The sequence below is a fragment of the Clostridium intestinale genome, from assembly GCF_035905475.1.
Taxonomy (GTDB): Bacteria; Bacillota; Clostridia; order Clostridiales; family Clostridiaceae; genus Clostridium_T; species Clostridium_T intestinale.
The window spans coordinates 126,009-144,823 of sequence record NZ_CP121166.1 but is presented as its reverse complement, the minus strand read 5'-3'; the positions used below and the strand labels follow the sequence as shown (position 1 = coordinate 144,823).

The window sequence follows — 18,815 nt, the reverse complement described above, 5'->3', positions numbered from 1 at the left end:
TATCAGTCCTTCCATAGGTTGTTTGCTGCGTATTTTAGTACAACATCACAGCAATGTGCACAATATCCATTGGATTTCATTTCTTCAACCATAGAACTATACTTCTCATCTTGCTCCCTATCTCTAACCCTCGATTTGGTTATTATTCTAGATAAGTCTTTAACTGATGCCATTAATTTCTTTTCTATAGCTTCTTTTAATGGCTCATAAGAAGTATAATCTATTTTCCCACCATTTCTCACTACATAGAACATATAAGAAGTTACATCTGATCTAAATCCCTTAGCTGAAGCATCTGATATAGATATTTGTTCTTCTATATTTCTCATGAAACCTTCATCTGGATTTAATTCCTCTCCTGTTGCCAAATCTTTAAGTTTACTCTTATTAACATAAGCCTCGGCATTATCTATATAATTATTAAACAAGCTTTCTGCCTGTTCTCTAAATGAATGGATAAATGCCTTAGTTATTTCTTTTTCTAATGTTTTATTATATTCCTTTCTAATATTATCTTGAATATAACCTAATAATCTCTTTTTCTCTTCTTGAGAAACATCCATTTCTTTTACAGACTTAATCATACTTTCCATAATTGATAATGGATTTATACAGTTATGCTCTGAATTAGATAAAGCATTATCGATAGCTTTAACTATAAATCTTGTTGATATTCCCTTCATACCTTCCATAGGGCCCGCTTCTTCTCTAAGTTCGCCTATATCAATTCTCTTGGTACTTCCTTTTTCTACTATGTCATCACCATTATATATTTTTAGTTTTGTTATAGGATCAACTTTAGCAGAGGCTGTTAATCTAGATAATATAGCAAACATAGCAGCCATTTCTATAGTATGTGGCGCAATATGGGCTTTAAAATTACTCTTCCCTAAGATTTTTTCATATATCTTTACCTCTTCATTAAGCTCTAAACAGTATGGAACTTCAATCTTAACAATTCTGTCCAGTATAGCTTCATTAGTATGATCTGATTTAAACTTATTCCACTCTGCTTCATTTGAGTGAGCTATTATAAGTCCATCAAAATATATCATTGAGCCCTTTCCTGGTGATGGTACAGACTTTTCTTGTGTTGCTGTTATAATTGTGTGTAAATATTCAACATCATTTTTGAATACTTCTATAAATTCCACCATACCTCTATTCCCAACATTAAAGGCTCCATTTAGTGAGAATATTCTAGGGTCATCTTCTGGATACATATCCATTTTAGATATATCTACTGAACCCGTTAAAATAGATGTATCCTGATTATTTGGATCTACTGGTGGTACTACCCCTACACCTTTTCTGCTTCTAATGGAAAAATCCTTAGTTACTACAGGAAACTCCTCATATTTACCTTTAAATTCATTTATCAATCGATACTTACATACAGGACATAAATCCCCTTCAATTTGAACTCCTAAATTGTCTTCAAAATCCCCTCTAATATGTTTAGGAATTAAATGAAGTGGTTCTTCTTGCATTGGACATCCATCTAAAACATATATTGGATCAGCTGTTTCTAAAGCATTTTTTAAAGATTCAACTAAAGACGACTTACCAGCTCCTACTGGTCCTACTAAATACAATACTTGCCTTGCTTCTTCGCCTTTCATTGATGCTGAATTTAAATAATTCATAAGTTTCATAACAACCCTATCAATTCCAAAAAAGCTATCTTTAAAAAAGTTGAATCTTTTTATCCCTTCACTACCATATAGCTTTTTTATCCTAGGATTATCTTCTGGCTTTAAAATCTCAAACCCTTGATTTAGGATTATATCATACATTCTTTTATGAGCCAATTTAGCTATATCTGGATTTTCTTTAACCAATTCCAAATAATCTAGAAATGTTCCCTGAAACTTTTTCTTATTATGCTTTTCTCTATCACTTTGTATCATTTCTTTGAAGTTCATAAGACATCCCCTCCTTTGTTTAAATATATTCACCTATATAAACATCTTATTACAAAAAAATTTTATAAAATAATCGTACAAAACAAAAACACCTTATAAACTAACGTTTATAGGGTGTTTTATTTATTTATCTAGTAACTCATATAAAACCTGAGTACCCTTATTTTCTTTTTTATCTTCCATTAATTCATCATATAAAGATTTTGCAAGTTCAAGACCTAAAAGCTTTATTCCCATATTTTCAGCCTCTTCTAAGGCTATCTTCATATCCTTAACAAAATGTTTAACATAAAATCCTGGCTCAAAGTCTCCTTTAATCATTCTTGGGGCTAAATTACTTAATGACCAACTGGCAGCGGCTCCACCACCTATAGTCAATAAAACATTTTCCGGATCTAATCCTGCTCTTTTAGCATAAACCATAGCTTCACAAACCCCTATCATATTAGATGCAATAGCTATCTGATTACTCATCTTTGTATGTTGACCTGCTCCTGCTGCCCCTAATAAGTTTACGCTAGTTCCCATAAGCTTAAATAGTGGTGAAACTTTTTCAAAAACTTCTTTCTCGCCACCTACCATTATGGTTAATTTTCCATCTCTTGCACCTACATCTCCGCCTGAAACTGGAGCATCTAATGCAGATATTCCTTTTGCTTTAGCTTCATTAAAAATCCTTTGAGCTAAACTTGGTTTAGATGTTGTCATATCAATTACTATAGTACCCTTTTTACAATTATTTAATATTCCATCTTCTCTAAAATAAATATTTTCCACATCATTTGGATATCCAACTATAGTAATAATAACATCCGCCTCTTTAGCTAAATCAGCTATACTCACTTTCCATACAGCGCCTTTTTCAACCAAGGTATCTGCACTCTCTTTAGTTCTATTATTAACTAGAAGCTTATATCCTCCATTTAGAATATTACTTGCCATACTTCTTCCCATTACCCCAGTGCCAATAAATCCAACAATTAAATCTTTATCCATTTATATTCTCCTTTTTAATAAGTTTATTCCTTAATTCTCTCAACGTATTATTTGATTCATTAGTTATATACTCAGGATAACCTAAATATTCTAAAAGTTTTATTGCATTGCTTTTAGTTCCAATACCTGCTTTAACTTTATAATCAAATATCAATCCTTTTTCCTTACTTACATCATCTTCAAAATGATAGAAGTTATATATTCCTTCAAATGATTGAGTTATTTCTATATCATGAGTAGATATTAGACATAACATATCTTCTTTGTGAAAATACTTAAGTAGTGCCCTTGATGCGCTTATCCTATCTAATGGATTCGTACCTCTAAATATCTCATCAATAAAACAAATTATATTTTTACCTTGTTTGTGCTGCTCAATAATATTTAAAATAGCTTTCGCTTCTCCTAGATAATAGCTTGTATTATTAAATATATCTTCTTTAGGATTAAGCGAAGTCATAATATAAAATAAATCTCCTTCATAACTTCTAGCTGTACATGTATAAATAGTTTGTGCGAACAAGCAGTTAAGAGCAATCATTTTGAGAAAAGTTGATTTTCCTGACATATTACTGCCTGTTATTATAGCACCTGTTTTATCAACTTTTATGGAATTAGCTATCGGTTTCTCTAACAATATATGATATCCGTCTTCAATAACAATTTCTTTTTTATCTTTAAAAACAGGCTTTGAATAGTACTCTAAATCTTCTCTTAACGCTGCTATGGAACAATATGCGTCTACTTTTCCTATAAATTTATAAACCTCATATAATCCCTCTCTAAATCTAGGAAGTTTTTTTATAAACTTATAATACTGTCTTTCCTGCAATAGAAAAATTAAAAATACTAAGTCAACTAAGGAATCTATACTATCATTTCTCACCATAAAAAATAGTTCTTTATTTAAATCTCTTACTTTATTATATATTATTTCAGCTTCTTCTCTAAGTTCCTTAAACTCTTCATGTTTTATATTGGAAAGTTTTTTTATAGTCTTCATCATGCTGTTTAAATAAGGTATATTTGCAAGTTCATATTTAGCTTCAACTTCATAATGTATGTATATATTAAATATATATACTGCTGGTATGCCAACTAAGTAAGTAGGATTTAATAAAACTCCTAATATTAAAAATAACACAGGTAAACTACCAATTATAAAATACAATATTTCTTTTAGTTTATTTATCTTCTTATCCTCTAATAAAAAAGATAAAAGTTCTCTTTTCCCTTCTCTATTTAAATCAAAAAATAAATAATTTAACTCGTCTCTTAATTTATTATTATTTTTTATTGAATCGATTAGTTTATCTCTTTTAAACAACTCTTCTTTATTAAATGTAGGAGTATTAATCATATGCATAAGCATACTCTCTCCTGGAGAACTATTAGTTCTATCAATCTGTTTATAAACTTCACTAATCGATAAGTCTTCATAAATTTGTTCAGTCAAATAGAAATCTTCTTTTTCTCGATCTTTTATTATCTTATAATCTTCAATGATTTTCTCCATATTTCTAGACGATTTATGACTTTTGGGCCAATATGAATTTATAAGCGCTATCATTTCCTTTTTTCCAAAACCAAACATCCACTCACTCCCCTTAAATTAATGAACTTCTCTTCTATTAACGATATTTAAAATATCTCTACCATAGTTTTTTATTTTCCGCTCCCCAATACCTTGAATTTCTAGTAGTTGTTCAAAACTTTTTGGTTTTCTATTAGCTATTTCAATTAATGTTTTATCACTAAATAATATGTATGGCTTTACATTTTCTAACTTAGCCTTATCTTTTCTATATAGTCTAAGTACTTTAAACAATTCTTCATCCTGACATACAGTAAGCTCTCTTTTTTCTATTTTAAGCATTACTTTCTGAACGCCCTTTAATATCTTTACTGATTGCTCATTAAGCTTTAGAATTGAATAAGTCCCTTCTTTTAATAAAACATATTTCTCTTCAAGTAGTTTATTTATTATATCTTTTATATATCCACTAGAATATTCCTTCATTATTCCAAAAGTAGATATATTAATCAGCTGATTTTGGACTATTTTAGGTCCCCTAACCCCTCTTAAAATATCTACAAGTACAGATATACCATAACTTTCTTTAGTTCTGTATACACATGAAAGTATCTTTTGAGCCTCAAGGGTAAAGTCTATTAGCTCCTCATTATTAAAACAATTTGAACAGCTATTACAATAACTTTTTATATCTTTTTCCCCAAAATAATTTAATATAAAAGACTTGTAGCATCCATCATATTCACATAAAGACAATAACTCATTAAGTTTTCTAAGTTCAATCTCTCTCCTATTAATAAGGCTGGTTGTATTAATCAAATATTCTACTGAATAAATATCCTCTCTAGAATATAGTAAGTTACAATTGCATCTTTCACCGTCTCTTCCACCTCGTCCTATTTCTTGATAATAGCTTTCTATATTTTTAGGAATTGAAAAATGTATTATATTCCTTATATTAGATTTATCTATCCCCATACCAAATGCGTTAGTTGCTATCATAGTATTATAATTGTCCATCAGGAACTCATCTTGATTCCTATTTCTTTCACTATCACTCATACCACCATGATATTTACAAACAGAGAAACCTAAATCTTTTAAATATATGTATAATCTATCAACTTCTTTTTTAGTTAAACAATATATAATTGAACTTTCATCTATATCTCTTAAACAATCTTTTATAAACTCTAATTTATCTATTTCTTTATATATATTTATAATTAAGTTTTCTCTATTAAAACTGCCTATATAAATATATGGATTCCTTAATTCTAAAAGATTAACAGAATCTTCCCTAACTTCTCTTGTTGCAGTTGCTGTAAAAGCTGATATTACAGGATCTGAACTTAAACTTTTAATAAAAGGTGATATGTCTTTGTAACTTTTTCGAAAATCATGTCCCCATTGTGATACACAGTGTGCTTCATCTATCACAACTTGAGAAATCTTTAGGCTATTAAATAATTTAATAGTATAGTTAGAAGACAATCTTTCTGGAGCTATATATATTATTTTATATTTACCTTTTGTTACATCTATCTCAACTTTTCTAATTTCATCTATACTCATAGAAGAGTTTATATAAATGCTGTCCACTCCAAGGGCTCTTAAAGAGTCCACCTGATTTTTCATAAGAGATATTAGCGGAGAAATTACTATGGTTATACCTTCAAAAATAAGCGCAGGAATCTGATAGCATATAGACTTTCCAGCTCCCGTTGGAAGTATTCCAAAAGTATCTCTTCCATTTAATATGTTATTTATTAGTTCCCACTGCCCAGTTCTAAAGCTATTATATCCATAAACCTTATTTAAAACTTCTTCTATCCTATTTTTCTCAAACATACCTTCACCCAACACTAAACTCATTCTTAACCTCTATACTTTAGAAGTCTCTCAGAGACTTCATTAGATTTATTTTAACATTAATCCTTTAGCACGTCACCCAGTGCTTCATTAAATCATTTTTGCCTTATTTTAATAAAAAAATCGACTTTTAAGATTTTTAATTAAAATCCTATTAAACTTATCAACAAAAAAAGAGCAATTACAATTTATATGTAACGCTCTTTAAAATATAAAAATTATTTATCAGCAATTCTTACTATAAGTTTTGCTAAAACTTCTTTGTCATTTGAATCTGCAGAATCCCATAACTCTTTAAGAAGTCTTTCTTCCTCTGTTTTTGGATCAACATTATTTGCTAAAAAGGTTCCAACCTTTTCAGCAATATTAGTTATTGTTCCATCTGACATTCCTACAGTTTCTCCTAAATCAACAGCTTTGCCAAGAGTATCTTTCCACTTGCTCCAATTTTTTAAAGTTTCCATATACTATTCACCTCCTATAATAACTTATTATTAGTATTTAAGAAAAAATAAATGTACCTATAATACTAAATTTATAGGTACATTTATTAATTATTTTTTATTTAATCCACTTTTTTCATATAATTCGTAAAAATGATGAGTTGGTCCTACACCTTTTCCAAGCTCAAATCCATTTTCTATAGCAACCGTTATATATCTTTTTCCTTCTTCAACAGCTTCAACTACATTCATACCCTTAGCTAAATTTGCTGCAATAGCAGAAGATAAAGTACATCCTGTTCCATGTGTATGTATAGTATTTACTCTTCTACCTTTAAATACAGTAAAGTTCTTTCCATCAAATAATAAATCATCAGCTTCACTTTCTAAGTGACCACCTTTTACCAAAACATATTTGGGACCTAATTCATATAATTTAGTAGCAGCTTCCTTCATGCTATCCATATCCTTAATCTCAACTCCTAAAATCTCTTCAGCCTCTGGTAAGTTAGGTGTTATTAATGTAGCGAAAGGAAACAGCTCTTTAATTAAAGTATCCTTAGCATCCTCTGATAATAGTTTAAAACCAGTTTTTGAAATCATAACTGGATCCAATACTATTACTGGTAGTTTATCTACTTTTCTAAAAGACTCTGCTATAGCTTTTATAGATTCTATCTTTGAAACCATTCCTATTTTTATAGCATCAATATAGATATCGTCAAAAAGCACCTCTATTTGCTTTGATATTATTTCTGGGCTTATATCTTGAATTCCAAAAACTCCTTGAGTGCTTTGAGCTGTTATAGCCGTAATTACACTCATTCCATAAACGCCATTTGCCGAAAATGATTTTATATCAGCTTGAATACCTGCTCCTCCACAAGAATCAGAACCTGCAATAGTTAAGGCTTTAAACATAATATTTACTCCCTTCCTTTAATTAATAAATTTTTTATGGCAGGTATATTTAAAAATATTAATGCTATTATAGCTCCTCCTACGCAACTAATCGAAAAAGGCACTATAAAAAAGGTCAATGCAGCTTGTTTACCTAAAATATAGGCATATATTGGGTAAGCTAGTAATGCACCTAATAAACCAGTACCTACTACTTCTCCTAAAGCTGACGCATATATATTCTTAAAGTACTTATACATTAATGCTGCTAGAAATGCTCCAACCATACTTCCTGGAAATGCTAATAAGGTACCTGTTCCTAGGGCATTTCTAAGCAAGGATATTGAAAAAGCATTTAATACTGCATAATAAGGACCTAATAATACTGCTGAAACCACATTTATAAAATGCTGAACCGGAGCCATTTTAGCGCCTAGTACAGGAATCGTTAATAAAGTACTTGTTGTTGTACCTATTGCTATTAATACTCCACTTATTGCTATTTTTGAAGTGCTTGATACATTAATTCTTTTTTCCATCGTTAATCCCCCTAAAAATTAGCCAAGGAGACTTATATCCGCCATATTTTTGTACATAAATAAAAAAGAAAAAATAAAAGTGTAGCAAGAGCTACACTAATTTTAGTACAAAACTAATGCTTCCCTACGCTGGATTTACCCAGATCAGGTTATAAGAGTCAGAAAATCTTGTTTTCTATCTCAGCTGGCAACACCAGCCCCCCTAGCTAAATATTAAAATTTAATCTATATCTAATATACCATTTAATTATTTATAGTGCAATTGCTGTAACCTTGTTTTAAGCTAATGAACTAATTATCTCTTCAATACCAACAACCATACCATTGTTTGTTCCAAAATTAACTATAACCTTATTAATACCGTTACTATTAAGATTAGTTATTAATTTCCCTAGTTTTTCTTTATTTAGTCCCACAAGTTTTGACGCACTTAATTGTTCCATATGCACCTTGTTTTTAGCTAAATCAGCCTCAGTATATATGTATATGTATTTATCATTACCTGAGTTTCTTATTAAAACATCTATATTATTTTCATCAGTAGCTTCTCTAGCAACTATATAAGTTCTTTCCTTAAGCTCTAAGGAATTAGTATTTCTAAAACTTGTATTTGTATATATCTCTTCATATCTATTTATAAGATATTGAATATTCTCTGATAAAATAGAAGAACTTTCTGTATCTTTATTAATAAAACAACTATTAAAATTATTGTCTCTATTTTTAAGCACAATTATAAACTTAGATAAGGAAAACTCTTCATAATTACTATAATCTGAAGTTATCAATTCTCTGTCAGTATAAATGTATATAGATTTTTCTCCTGCATTTGAAGATAAAACAGCTATATGCCCATCTTTAGTCCATATATAAACCTTCTCTAACTTAAGTAAAACCTCAAGCTTAGCTAATTCATAAACCTTAGTATTTCTAATTAAATCAAATTTTTTAACTTCTTCAACAAAATTCATTTTCATATCTCCTTAAAACCTTTAAGCTTATTTCCCGAAAACTTGTTCATTTAATTTTTTTCCTGTTTTTGTAATAGCTATTCCACCCATAGCAGTTTCCTTAAGTTCACTAGGCATATTTTTTCCAACATCATACATAGCACTTAAAACATCATCAAATGGAATCTTACTGTTTACTCCTGCCATAACTAAATCAGCTGTTGATAGAGCACTAACAGCTCCCGCTACATTTCTTTTTGCGCATGGAACCTCTACTAATCCAGCAACTGGATCACATACTAGTCCCATGATATTTTTAAAAACTATAGCCGCAGCATTAAGGCTCATTTCTGGAGTTCCCCCCATCATTTCTACTACAGCAGCAGCCCCCATAGCAGAGGCTGAACCACACTCTGCCTGACATCCACCCTCTGCACCTGCTAAAGTTGCATTTTGAGCTATTATAATTCCTAACGCAGAAGCTGCAAACAATCCTTTTATAGCACCTTCATAATCAAGCTCTAACTGCTCTACGGCTGTAATAATAACCGCTGGCAATATACCACAAGATCCAGCCGTAGGACATGCCACTATTTTTCCCATAGAAGCATTTACTTCTGCACAGGACATAGCTCTTGCCATTGCTTTTATAATAACATTTCCTGTAAGGGATTTTCCACTATTTAAGTATTTATTTATTTTATATCCATCTCCACCAATTAACCCACTTACAGAGAAAACTTCTTCTTCCATTCCTTGTCTGCAAGCTTCCAGCATGACATCATAACTTTTCTCCATCATTTTAATTACTTCTTCTCTAGTTAATTCTGAGGTTTCCATTTCATAAAGAATAGCATATTCACTTAGTGAAATGCCCTTATCAGCGCATATACTTAGAATCTCCTCACCTGTTTTTGCTAACAATTTTTATTCTCCTTCCTTAATAGGATTTATCCTTATAACTTTTGATATGTAGTCTATATTTTTTATTCCATTTAAAACCTTATCTGAAATTTCATTATCAACTTCAAATATCATAGTTGCTTCCTTACCCTTTTGGCTTCTAAAAACCTTCATAAAAGCAATATTTATTGTATCTTCATACAAAAGTGATGTTACCTTCGATACTGCTCCTGGTACATCCTTATGATTTACAATTAAGGTAGGATAACTTCCTGTAAAATCAACTTCTTGATCATTTATAGCTTTTATAACTATACTTCCCCCACCTATTGAGCAGCCTGTTATAGAATAGTTACTACCACTTACTCCATTCATTATACATTTTACAGTATTAGGGTGTACATCTCCTAAATCCCCTTCTTCAAACTCTATCTTTATACCTAAATCCTCTGCTATACCCAAAGCATCCCTTAGACGTATATCCCCAGGATTCATTCCTAGTATACCTGCAGTAAGAGCTCTATCTGTTCCATGACCTTTATAAGTTTTCCCAAAAGATCCATGAAGGATAAACTTAACAGCTTTTAATTCCTCCCCAGCTATAACTCTTGCAATTCTCCCAATTCTAGCAGCTCCTGCCGTATGGGAGGAAGAGGGCCCTATCATAATAGGCCCAATTATATCAAACACTCCATACTTTTTCATAATTACCACCTTTTTATCTTTTTGTTAAACTAATATTTATAAAAACAACTTCCACCTATAAACTCTCTTAATATAGAATTACCTGGAACCATTTCTGTATCTATATCTTTAAAGAATCCTAAAAAGGACTTTAATCTTTGAGCCTCGTAATAAACATCACTTTCTTCCTTTATCTTATCTAGTTCAAAAAGTGCATACTTTCTAAGCACACAAAGCTCATATACAAGGGTTGAATTAAACATAACATCTGCATCTTCTTGGAATACAAATATATTCTTTTCTTCTCCTCTTTTTATAGAGTTCCACATTAAAAGAGTATCCTCTCCACCATACCCTCTAGTTAGATAATCTCTAACTATTCTTCTAATTTTTCTAACATCTGTGGTTGCAATTCTATTATGATTATCTAGGTTCAGTTGTGTCAATGCACTTATATAAATTTTAAATTTATTCACATCTGAAATAGAAGCTGTTAATTGATCATTTAATCCATGTATACCTTCTATTATTAACAAACCATTTTGAGGTAATACAAGTTCATGCCCATGCCATTCTCTTTTCCCCTTAACAAAGTTAAAACTAGGTATCTCAACTTTTTTACCTTTTAATAGTAACTCTAAATGCTTATTAAATAAATCTAAATCTAAAGAATTTATGGACTCAAAATCAGGTTTTCCATCTTCCCCTATAGGGTTTTTCTCTCTATCTACAAAATAATCATCCAAAGATATTGGAGTAGGTATAAATCCATTTACCCTTAATTGAACTCCTAATCTCTTTGAAAAAGTGGTTTTTCCTGAAGAACTTGGGCCTGCTATCAAAATAACTTTTACATCTTTTCTTTCTGAAATCATATCTGCTATATTAGCTATCTTCTTCTCATGAAGCGCCTCTGAAACCTGTATAATATCTATAATCTCACTAGATTCAATCTTATCATTTAAAGAGCCTACTTCTCCAACACCTAAAATATCAAGCCATGTTTCATTTTCATAAAATATATTTGATAACTTTTTATGTTCCTTAAACTCTTGTATCTCTAATGGTTTCTTATCATCTGGATACCTTAGAATAAAACCTTTATCATAATAAATAACATCAAATACCTTTATTTCTTTAGTATTAACTGCCATATGACCATAGAAATAATCATATCTTCCATCTAGCTCATATAACTTAACTGTTTCTAGATTCATATGATTAAGCAATTTTACCTTGTCAATCATTCCATAATCCTTAAAAATTTCTATAGCATCTTCCTTTAAAAATTTATTTTTACTTATAGGAATTTTTCTATCAATTAGTTCCTGCATTCTAATTTTAATCTTATTAACATCCTCTTCCGTTAAAACTTCCTCTTTGTGGATTTCCCCAAATATCCCCTTACTAATTGAATGCTCCATAGTTATTTTCGATTCTGGGAAAATATCTAAAGCTGCTTTTATAAATAAAAAAGTTACAGTTCTTCCATAAGCCATTGTTCCAATAGGATTATTGTTATAAATAACCTCAAAATCTCCAGACTCCTCAACTTTCCTACTTAACTCTATATACTTTTTATTTAATCTCCCTAGCATTATAGGTAAGTTACTCTCTTTATAATATTTATTTATAATTTCAGTGAATTCTATTCCTCTATCAACTTCTACCTTAAGACCACTACATAAATTTAATTGAATTTTACTCATGTCACATAACCCTCCAAACAATTAACTATTCATTACTATTATATAACAAACCTTAAACTTGATAACTACTACATATAATTATCTTTATTTGGATAAATTATTTGGGAGGTGTTTTTTATGTTTATAGTTTTAATTAGAACTTGTATATTGTATATTTTAGTAGTTTTAGTTATTCGATTAATGGGAAAAAGGCAGATAGGAGAATTACAGCCTTACGAACTTGTAATAACTATAGTAATTTCTGATTTGGCTACTGTACCGATGCAAGATGTAAGATTACCTTTAATTTTAGGAATAATTCCTATAATAACCTTACTTATTTTAGAAGTCTTTTTTACTGAACTTCAAATAAGAAGTAAATTCATGAGAAAACTAATAGATGGGGATCCTTCTGTTCTTATAAGAGATGGTAAAATTAATGAAAAAGCATTAAAAAGTCAAAGAATTCATATAGAAGACCTTCTTGAAGAATTAAGATTAACAGGAAATTTTGATATCTCTTCAATTAAATATGCCATATTAGAAAGCAATGGTCAGTTATCTATAATGTCTAAAGAAAATAATGAAAACCGTCATTTACCTTTAGTTTTGTTATACAATGGAAAGGTAAATAAAGACTCTCTAAAAAAATTACATAAAGACGTTAAATGGCTACAAGACAAAGTTTCATCAAAAAATCTAAGTATGGACGAAGTATTTATAATAATAATGGATAGCTCTGGTAAACTTCAATACCAAGCAAAAGGAGAATTTGAAAAATTGGATGGTGAGAATACATGAAAAATATATTAACATCCTTGGCACTATTTTTAGCATTGATAAGTTTTATGTTTTACTCACACATTAAATTAAATAAGGCCTGCATCGAAATAATAAATATTAGTGAAAATTTAGAGGAATTAATTAATAACGAAGATTGGGAAGGTGGATACACTAAAGCCATTGAGCTTATAGACTCTGTAACTCAAAGCTCTACGCCTTTATCCTTATATATAAATCATACAGAATTTGATAATATAAGCTCTGAAGCAATTAAATTAACTCAATATATAGAGACTACAGATGAGGAAGATTCACTTGCATCCATACACCTTATAAAGTTTTCTGCTGAGACAATGTTAAAGCTTCAAGAGATACGACTTAAAAATATTTTCTAAAAATATCATTTTTTTTGATTTACATATAGAAAATAGCTTGTACATTTAGTATAATTAATATAAAGGGATTAGTCCCAGTGGGACGTAACAAGTCCACTAACAAAAATGATATCTTGGAGAGATATTAATATTTCTCCAGTAAATAAATGAAAGGTGGTAAAATCATGGCATTAGTTACTACAAAAGAAATGTTCAAAAAAGCTTACGAAGGCGGATACGCAATAGGTGCTTTCAATATCAACAACCTAGAAATCATTCAAGGAGTTTTAAGAGGAGCTAAAGCTAAAAATTCTGCTGTTATACTTCAATGTTCTACAGGAGCTATAAAATATGCTGGAGCTGCATACCTTAAAGCAATGGTTGATGCTGCTATAGAAGAAACTGGTATAGATGTTGCATTACACTTAGACCACGGTCCAAGTTTAGATGCTGTTAAAGAAGTTATAGATGCTGGATTTACATCAGTAATGTTTGATGGTTCTCACTATGACTATGAAGAAAATGTTAGACTAACTAAAGAAGTTGTTGAATACGCTCACTCTAAAGGAGTTGTTGTTGAAGCTGAACTAGGAGTTTTAGCAGGAGTAGAAGATGATGTAGTTGCTGCAGAACATATCTACACTGATCCAGAACAAGCAGTTGACTTTGTTAACAGAACTGGAGTTGATTCATTAGCAATCGCTATAGGAACATCTCACGGAGCATTCAAATTCCCATTAGATTTCAAACCACAATTAAGATTTGATATATTAGAAGAAATCCAAGCTAAATTACCAGGTTTCCCAATAGTTCTTCACGGAGCTTCAGCTGTTGATCCAAAAGCAGTTGAAACTTGTAACCAATATGGTGGAGACATAGCTGGAGCTAAAGGAATTCCAGTTGATATGTTAAGAAAAGCTTCTGGAATGGCTGTATGTAAAATAAACATGGATACAGATTTAAGATTAGCTTTCACAGCTGCTGTAAGAAAAACTTTTGGAGATAAACCAAAAGAATTTGATCCAAGAGCATATCTTGGAGCTGGAAGAAATGCTGTACAAAGCACAGTAGAATCTAAAATAGATGAAGTTTTAGGATCAATTGATTCTATGAAATAATTTCTAAAGAAAGATGGCTTAGGCCATCTTTTTTATTTTGCTTTCTTGCTTTCTTCAACAGGCTCTTCTTCTAAGGTCTTCATTAAATTTCTTCTAAGTACGACACAACAATATAACGACATTTTGACATAGGGTAGTCTGCTTTTCTTCCTACTCATTATTCATCTTTCATAAAAAATATTAATAAATTCTTTCTAAATAAATCTCCCTCTATTTATGCAAGTTTATACTACTTTTCTTATGTTTATTTATCAATAAAATTATGAATTTAAATGTATATTATTATCTGTAAACCTATACTTCTGTGCATAAATATAAAAATAATTAATTTTTATAAATAAATATTGCATATTTATTCATCAAGTCTTATAATATTAAATATCTTAAATATGGAAATTACGGGGGTTGTAAAATGAAAAAGTACAATAAAGTTTTATTAGCATATTCTGGTGGATTGGATACATCTATAATCATTCCATGGCTTAAGGAAACTTATGGATGTGAAGAAGTAATAGCTGTTGTTGGAGATGTAGGACAAGGTGATGATGAACTTGAAGGTTTAGAAGAAAAAGCAATCAAAACTGGTGCTTCTAAAATATATATAGAAAACTTACAAAAAGAATTTGTTGAGGATTATATATTCCCAACTTTAAAAGCTGGTGCAACTTATGAAGGAAAATATCTTCTTGGAACTTCTTTTGCAAGACCTGTAATTGCAAAAAGAATGGTTGAAATAGCTAAAGCTGAAGGAGTAGATGCTATAGCTCACGGATGTACTGGTAAAGGTAATGACCAAGTACGTTTTGAACTTACTATAAAAGCTTTTGCTCCAGAGCTTCCTGTTGTTGCTCCTTGGAGAATATGGGATCTTAAATCAAGAGAAGAAGAAATAGCTTATGCAATTGAAAAAAATGTTCCTATAAAAATAACTTACGAAACAAACTATTCTAAAGACAAAAACTTATGGCATTTAAGTCATGAAGGTTTAGATCTTGAGGATCCAGCTAATGAACCAAAATATGATGAAATATTAGAAATGGGAGTTTCTCCTGAAAAAGCTCCTGATGTACCAACTTACGTTACTGTTAGCTTTGAAAAAGGAATTCCTGTAGCTGTAAATGGTGAAAAAATGGATGGCGTATCTATAATAAAAGCTCTAAACAAAGTTGGTGGAGAAAATGGCGTTGGAATTATAGATATGGTTGAAAATCGTTTAGTAGGAATGAAATCAAGAGGAGTATATGAAACTCCAGGTGGATCAATTCTTTACTATGCTCACAAAGAATTAGAATATTTATGTTTAGATAGAGAAACATTACATTATAAAGAACAAATAGCTTTAAAATTTGCTGACTTAGTTTATAACGGTCAATGGTTTACTCCACTTAGAGAAGCTCTTTCTTCATTTGTTGATAAAACTCAAGAAACAGTAACTGGAGATGTTAAGCTTAAGTTATATAAAGGAAATATAGTTTCTGCTGGTTCTACTTCTCCATATACATTATATTCAGAAGAATATGCAACTTTTGGTGAAGATTCAGTATATGATCAAAATGATTCAGCAGGATTCATAAATCTATTTGGATTACCAGTAACAGTTAAAGCAAAAATGGACGCAAAAGTGAATGGAGTGAAATAATTATGAAACTTTGGGGTGGAAGATTCCAGAAGGCAGTTGATAACTTAGTAAATGACTTTAACTCTTCTATTAGAACAGACGGAAGAATGTTTAAGGAAGATATAGATGGAAGCTTAGCTCATGTAAAAATGCTTATAGCACAAGACATCATCCCAAAACAAGATGGTGAAAAAATCATCTCAGGTCTTACTGAAATAAGTAAAAGAATTGAAAATGGTGTTATTGAAATTGATCCTTCTTCTGAGGATATACACTCCTTTATAGAGGCAACTCTTACTTATTATATTGGGGATGAAGGTAAGAAGCTTCATACTGGAAGAAGCAGAAATGATCAGGTTACTTTAGATACAAGATTATATTTAAAAAAGGAACTAAAGAACTTAATTAATGTAATCCTATCATTTGAAGAAACTCTTTTAATAAAAGCAGAAGAAAATATAGATACTATAATGCCTGGCTATACTCATATGCAAAAGGCTCAACCTATAACTTTTGCTCATCATTTACTAGCTTATGGTGAAATGTTTAAAAGAGATTTAGGTAGAATAAAAGATACTTTAAAAAGAATGGATGAAATGCCTTTAGGAAGTGGTGCACTTGCTACTTCCACTTATCCTATAGATAGAGAAATGGTTGCAAAAGAACTCGACTTCGCCTCTATTAGTTTAAACAGTTTAGATGCTGTTTCTGATAGAGACTATGTTATAGAGACTTTATCTGCTCTTTCTATGATAATGATGCATCTTTCAAGATTTTCTGAAGAAGTTATATTATGGTGTACTCACGAGTTTAGCTTCATTGAATTGGATGATGCCTACTCTACTGGAAGCTCTATAATGCCTCAAAAGAAAAATCCTGATGTTGCTGAGTTAGTTAGGGGTAAAACTGGAAGGGTTTATGGGGATTTAATCACTCTTCTTACTCTAATGAAGGGAATTCCTCTTGCTTATAATAAGGATATGCAAGAAGATAAGGAAGCTTTATTTGATGCACTAGACACAGTATTTTTATCTATAAAGACTTTCAATGGAATGTTAAAAACCATGAGAATCAAAAAAGATAATATGAGAAAAGGTGCCTTAGGTGGATTCACAAATGCTACTGATGTAGCTGATTACTTAGTTAAAAAAGGTGTTGCTTTTAGAAATGCACATGAGGTTGTTGGGGCCATCGTACTTCACTGCATTAATAAAGGAATAAATATAGAAGAGCTTTCTTTAGAAGCTTTAAAAGAATTTTCATCTTACTTTGAAGAAGACATCTATAATGCTATCTCTCTTGAAACCTGTGTTGAAGAACGTAAGGTTATTGGAGGACCAAGTTCTAAATCAGTTAAGATTCAATTAGAAGCTTTAAAGAATTTCATAGATAGTAATAAAATAGTATAGTTTTTCAAAGGCGAAAAAGGGGGTATTTATTTTGGTAAAGGTCGGAATAATTGGGGGAACAGGATATGTAGGCGCTGAGCTAATAAGACTTCTTATGAATCATAAGAAAGTTACAATCTCAGGAATATCCTCTGTAAGCTTTAGTGGGCAAGATATATCTAGCATATACCCAAGCTTTTATAATATAACTTCACTTATATGTACAGATGAAGATGCGGTAATAGAAAAAAGTGATGTTATTTTTGCTGCTCTTCCTCATGGCTTAAGTGAACATATAGCAAAAAAAGTATTAGATAAAAACAAAATCTGCATAGATATGGGGGCAGATTTTAGACTTTCTGATGAAAGTGTATATAAGAAATGGTATGGCAAAAGCTTTGATTTATCTGAATTACATGGCAGCGAAGTATACGGACTTCCTGAGCTTAATAGGGCTAAGATTAAAGAAACAAAGCTTGTTGCAAATCCAGGGTGTTATGCAACTTCTATAGAGCTTGCACTACTTCCTCTTATCTCAAAAGGACTAATCGAAGAAAATGGAATTATAGCTGATTCTAAATCTGGTGTGTCTGGAGCGGGAAGAGCTCTTAGTCAAAGCTCTCATTTTACAGACTGTAATGAAAGCTTAAGTGCTTATAAAATAGCTAATCATAGACATACACCTGAAATTGAAGAAGTTTTAAATTCTGCTTCTTTAGATAAAAAGGTAAAGTTAATTTTTACACCTCACCTACTACCTATTAATAGAGGTATATTATCTACGATATATACTACTCCAAAGGAGAAAATAGATCTTGTAGATATCCACAAGGAATTTAGTGAATTTTATAGCACGGAACCTTTTGTGAATGTACTTCCACTCGGTGAAGTATCTAAAATTAATAATGTTAGATTATCTAACTACTGCCAAATATCTCTTCATTATGATGAAGACAGCAATAAATTAATATTAATATCTTGTATTGATAATATGATTAAAGGTGCCGCTGGACAAGGAATCCAGAATATGAATATCCTCTTAGGTTTTGATGAAAAAGAAGGATTAAATACTATAGCACCAGCATTTTAGACATCTGCAT

At 30.7% G+C, this 18,815-nt stretch carries 18 protein-coding genes and 1 riboswitch; of the genes, 6 read left to right on the top strand and 12 right to left on the bottom strand.

The window, feature by feature from the left end; all coding sequences use genetic code 11:
• Positions 1-2 precede the first annotated feature (2 nt).
• From P8F83_RS00660 to P8F83_RS00610, 11 genes are all read right to left on the bottom strand, one after another.
• The gene (locus tag P8F83_RS00660; RefSeq protein WP_326513026.1) at positions 3-1,925 is read right to left on the bottom strand and encodes a PrkA family serine protein kinase; all 1,923 of its coding nucleotides are present in this window, start codon (positions 1,923-1,925) and stop codon (positions 3-5) included.
• A gap of 123 nt (positions 1,926-2,048) precedes the next feature.
• On the bottom strand, positions 2,049-2,921 hold the full coding sequence (locus P8F83_RS00655; protein ID WP_326513025.1) for an NAD(P)-dependent oxidoreductase: 873 nt from the start codon (positions 2,919-2,921) through the stop codon (positions 2,049-2,051).
• A complete protein-coding gene (locus P8F83_RS00650; protein WP_326513024.1) occupies positions 2,914-4,515 on the bottom strand; it encodes a MutS-related protein in 1,602 nt (533 codons plus the stop codon). Before P8F83_RS00650 ends, P8F83_RS00655 begins: the two co-directional genes overlap by 8 nt.
• An 18-nt stretch (positions 4,516-4,533) precedes the next feature.
• Entirely contained in the window at positions 4,534-6,306 is a 1,773-nt protein-coding gene (recQ, locus tag P8F83_RS00645; protein WP_326514808.1) for a DNA helicase RecQ, read from the bottom strand.
• Positions 6,307-6,545: 239 nt separating this feature from the next.
• Positions 6,546-6,791 (bottom strand): DUF3243 domain-containing protein, encoded by a 246-nt coding sequence (locus tag P8F83_RS00640; RefSeq protein ID WP_326513023.1) that lies wholly within the window; start codon positions 6,789-6,791, stop codon positions 6,546-6,548.
• Between the two features lie 90 nt (positions 6,792-6,881).
• Positions 6,882-7,691, bottom strand: coding sequence for a bifunctional hydroxymethylpyrimidine kinase/phosphomethylpyrimidine kinase (gene thiD, locus P8F83_RS00635; RefSeq protein ID WP_326513022.1), 810 nt, complete (start codon positions 7,689-7,691; stop codon positions 6,882-6,884).
• Between the two features lie 5 nt (positions 7,692-7,696).
• A complete protein-coding gene (gene thiW / locus P8F83_RS00630) occupies positions 7,697-8,209 on the bottom strand; it encodes an energy coupling factor transporter S component ThiW (protein WP_021803073.1) in 513 nt (170 codons plus the stop codon).
• Positions 8,210-8,313: 104 nt separating this feature from the next.
• Positions 8,314-8,423: riboswitch (TPP riboswitch) on the bottom strand.
• Between the two features lie 64 nt (positions 8,424-8,487).
• Positions 8,488-9,180, bottom strand: a complete 693-nt coding sequence (locus P8F83_RS00625) for a hypothetical protein (RefSeq protein WP_326513021.1) — start codon at positions 9,178-9,180, stop codon at positions 8,488-8,490.
• A 27-nt stretch (positions 9,181-9,207) separates the two neighbouring features.
• On the bottom strand, positions 9,208-10,083 hold the full coding sequence (gene sdaAA, locus P8F83_RS00620; protein WP_326513020.1) for an L-serine ammonia-lyase, iron-sulfur-dependent, subunit alpha: 876 nt from the start codon (positions 10,081-10,083) through the stop codon (positions 9,208-9,210).
• Between the two features lie 3 nt (positions 10,084-10,086).
• Positions 10,087-10,767, bottom strand: coding sequence for an L-serine ammonia-lyase, iron-sulfur-dependent subunit beta (sdaAB, locus tag P8F83_RS00615; RefSeq protein WP_238905621.1), 681 nt, complete (start codon positions 10,765-10,767; stop codon positions 10,087-10,089).
• Positions 10,768-10,796: 29 nt separating this feature from the next.
• Positions 10,797-12,455 (bottom strand): nucleoside kinase, encoded by a 1,659-nt coding sequence (locus P8F83_RS00610; protein ID WP_420022603.1) that lies wholly within the window; start codon positions 12,453-12,455, stop codon positions 10,797-10,799.
• Between the two features lie 117 nt (positions 12,456-12,572).
• Here P8F83_RS00610 and P8F83_RS00605 point away from each other — a divergent pair, with 117 nt between their 5' ends.
• From P8F83_RS00605 to fba, 3 genes are all read left to right on the top strand, one after another.
• Entirely contained in the window at positions 12,573-13,235 is a 663-nt protein-coding gene (locus P8F83_RS00605) for a DUF421 domain-containing protein (protein ID WP_238905625.1), read from the top strand.
• Positions 13,232-13,612, top strand: a complete 381-nt coding sequence (locus P8F83_RS00600) for a DUF4363 family protein (RefSeq protein WP_326513019.1) — start codon at positions 13,232-13,234, stop codon at positions 13,610-13,612. Before P8F83_RS00605 ends, P8F83_RS00600 begins: the two co-directional genes overlap by 4 nt.
• Before the next feature lie 164 nt (positions 13,613-13,776).
• Complete coding sequence (gene fba, locus P8F83_RS00595) at positions 13,777-14,709, top strand: class II fructose-1,6-bisphosphate aldolase (RefSeq protein ID WP_286906754.1); 933 nt, start codon at positions 13,777-13,779, stop codon at positions 14,707-14,709.
• 32 nt (positions 14,710-14,741) lie between these two features.
• Here the strand turns inward: fba and P8F83_RS00590 are convergent, their stop codons facing one another.
• Complete coding sequence (locus P8F83_RS00590; protein ID WP_326513018.1) at positions 14,742-14,867, bottom strand: hypothetical protein; 126 nt, start codon at positions 14,865-14,867, stop codon at positions 14,742-14,744.
• A 254-nt stretch (positions 14,868-15,121) separates the two neighbouring features.
• On the opposite strand from P8F83_RS00590, the gene P8F83_RS00585 reads away from it, so the two are divergent.
• From P8F83_RS00585 to argC, 3 genes are read left to right on the top strand one after another with little or no spacing between them, the layout of a single operon-like run.
• The gene (locus P8F83_RS00585) at positions 15,122-16,348 is read left to right on the top strand and encodes an argininosuccinate synthase (RefSeq protein ID WP_021803081.1); all 1,227 of its coding nucleotides are present in this window, start codon (positions 15,122-15,124) and stop codon (positions 16,346-16,348) included.
• A 2-nt stretch (positions 16,349-16,350) separates the two neighbouring features.
• Positions 16,351-17,736 carry an argininosuccinate lyase gene (gene argH / locus P8F83_RS00580; protein ID WP_326513017.1) on the top strand — a complete coding sequence of 462 codons (1,386 nt, stop codon included), beginning with the start codon at positions 16,351-16,353 and terminating at the stop codon, positions 17,734-17,736.
• A 31-nt stretch (positions 17,737-17,767) separates the two neighbouring features.
• Positions 17,768-18,805, top strand: coding sequence for an N-acetyl-gamma-glutamyl-phosphate reductase (gene argC, locus P8F83_RS00575; RefSeq protein WP_326513016.1), 1,038 nt, complete (start codon positions 17,768-17,770; stop codon positions 18,803-18,805).
• Positions 18,806-18,815 lie beyond the last annotated feature (10 nt).

Coding starts and splice junctions, on each gene's coding strand:
- P8F83_RS00605 (WP_238905625.1), top strand. CDS start 12,573: ATGTTTATAGTTTTAATTAGAACTTGTATATTGTATATTTTAGTAGTT.
- P8F83_RS00600 (WP_326513019.1), top strand. CDS start 13,232: ATGAAAAATATATTAACATCCTTGGCACTATTTTTAGCATTGATAAGT.
- P8F83_RS00610 (WP_420022603.1), bottom strand. CDS start 12,455: ATGAGTAAAATTCAATTAAATTTATGTAGTGGTCTTAAGGTAGAAGTT.
- P8F83_RS00650 (WP_326513024.1), bottom strand. CDS start 4,515: ATGTTTGGTTTTGGAAAAAAGGAAATGATAGCGCTTATAAATTCATAT.
- thiW (WP_021803073.1), bottom strand. CDS start 8,209: ATGGAAAAAAGAATTAATGTATCAAGCACTTCAAAAATAGCAATAAGT.
- recQ (WP_326514808.1), bottom strand. CDS start 6,306: ATGTTTGAGAAAAATAGGATAGAAGAAGTTTTAAATAAGGTTTATGGA.
- P8F83_RS00590 (WP_326513018.1), bottom strand. CDS start 14,867: ATGAGTAGGAAGAAAAGCAGACTACCCTATGTCAAAATGTCGTTATAT.
- thiD (WP_326513022.1), bottom strand. CDS start 7,691: ATGTTTAAAGCCTTAACTATTGCAGGTTCTGATTCTTGTGGAGGAGCA.
- P8F83_RS00655 (WP_326513025.1), bottom strand. CDS start 2,921: ATGGATAAAGATTTAATTGTTGGATTTATTGGCACTGGGGTAATGGGA.
- P8F83_RS00640 (WP_326513023.1), bottom strand. CDS start 6,791: ATGGAAACTTTAAAAAATTGGAGCAAGTGGAAAGATACTCTTGGCAAA.
- sdaAB (WP_238905621.1), bottom strand. CDS start 10,767: ATGAAAAAGTATGGAGTGTTTGATATAATTGGGCCTATTATGATAGGG.
- P8F83_RS00585 (WP_021803081.1), top strand. CDS start 15,122: ATGAAAAAGTACAATAAAGTTTTATTAGCATATTCTGGTGGATTGGAT.
- fba (WP_286906754.1), top strand. CDS start 13,777: ATGGCATTAGTTACTACAAAAGAAATGTTCAAAAAAGCTTACGAAGGC.
- argH (WP_326513017.1), top strand. CDS start 16,351: ATGAAACTTTGGGGTGGAAGATTCCAGAAGGCAGTTGATAACTTAGTA.
- P8F83_RS00625 (WP_326513021.1), bottom strand. CDS start 9,180: ATGAATTTTGTTGAAGAAGTTAAAAAATTTGATTTAATTAGAAATACT.
- P8F83_RS00660 (WP_326513026.1), bottom strand. CDS start 1,925: ATGAACTTCAAAGAAATGATACAAAGTGATAGAGAAAAGCATAATAAG.